Origin of the sequence: Thiohalocapsa sp. (assembly GCF_019695415.1) — a bacterium.
Classification (GTDB): domain Bacteria; phylum Pseudomonadota; class Gammaproteobacteria; order Chromatiales; family Chromatiaceae; genus Thiohalocapsa.
Map to the genome: position 1 here is coordinate 10,554 of NZ_JAIFKJ010000256.1, position 1,391 is coordinate 11,944.

Here is a 1,391-nt window from a genome sequence, read left to right on the forward strand (position 1 = left end):
CGGGCTCCCCCACCGACCCGCCTGGCCGGGGCCCGAGGACAGGGAAGACCTGCCCCGGCTCGCCACCGCGACCGACTGGCACCGCCAACGCTTCGACGTCGACGACGAGGCGCTGGTGCAGCAAGCCGAGCAGGAGATCGCCCAGATCCACAATACCCTCACCCGCGACCTGGCCACCTGGCGCCTGGAGCTGCGCACGGTCGTCGCCGCGCTGCGCCGCCGCCGCGCCGGCGAGCCGGCGCCGTCCGGCCGCCGCAAGTGGGGCTTCGGGCGCTGGGTGCCGCACATCGCCCGCCACTGGAGCGAGCCGCATTTCCGCCTGGAGCGGGTGTATCCCTGGCTGCCGGAGGCCAAGCGGCTCATGGACGACGGCGACCCGCTGGGCCTGGAGCGGCTGCTGCTGGGCGCCGTCTGGACACACCTGGAGCGCATCGGCGCCGGGCACGAATTCGATTTCGAGGCCGTGGTGGTCTATGTCACCCGCTGGGACCTGGTGGCCCGCTGGACCCACTACGACGCAGATGCGGCGCTGACACGCTTCGATGCGCTGCTGGAGACGGCGCTGGAAGGCGTCGACCTCGACCTGGCCGGCTAATCCCGGATGCTTTGCAAAGGGCATGGCACTTCGAGTGCGTCGGGTGGATGAGCGCAGCGAGTTCCGCCCGTGCCCATTGCGGCGGAATCCAGGGGTGGACTGCGCTTCGCTTGTCCAGCCTACTCGGCCGTCGGCGCACTTGAACTAGGCTCACCAAGAGGATCCTGATCGTGGCAGACACAACATCGGCTGCCGTCGCCGCCGAGACCACCGCAAGCACGACGCAGGCAGCCCCGGCATCCGCTCCGACCCGCGTGGTCGCGGTGCAGGAATCCCTGGTTACCATTGAGGGCGGCAGCGCCGATGGCGCGCCGCTGCCGCTGGTGAAGAACGAGGTGGTCTACATCGTGCCCAGGCGCGAGGCCGAGAGCGGCGTCGAGGAGCGGCTCAAGGCCGAGGTGCTGCGGGTGCGCGGGCGCTTCGCCGATGTTCAGGTGTTCGAGGACACCGCCGGTGTCTCCATCGGCGACCCGGTGGTGCAGAGCGGCGATCTGCTCTCGGTGACGCTCGGCCCCGGCCTGCTCGGCTCCGTCTACGACGGCCTACAGAATCCGCTGGAGAGCTTGGCCGTGCGCCACGGCACCTTCCTACCCCGCGGCGTAGAGATGCCGGCATTGGATCTGGGCAAGAAGTGGTCCTTTGCACCGGCGGTGCAGACCGGTGCCCGACTCACGGCCGGCGGCGTGCTCGGCACCGTGCAGGAAGGCGCCTTCACGCACAAGATCATGGTGCCCTTCGACCAGCGCGGCGAGGTGGAGGTCACCTGGATCCGCGAGGGCAGCGTCACCGTGGACAC

Annotated in this window: 1 protein-coding gene and 1 pseudogene; both read left to right on the forward strand. The window is 70.1% G+C overall.

The features are described 5' to 3' along the window. A partial coding sequence (locus tag I6U14_RS07270; protein WP_296898097.1) for a hypothetical protein occupies window positions 1–595 on the forward strand: 595 nt, incomplete at its 5' end. Window positions 596–849: 254 nt separating this feature from the next. Next, window positions 850–1,391: pseudogene (locus I6U14_RS07275) on the forward strand (V-type ATP synthase subunit A); the annotation flags it as partial.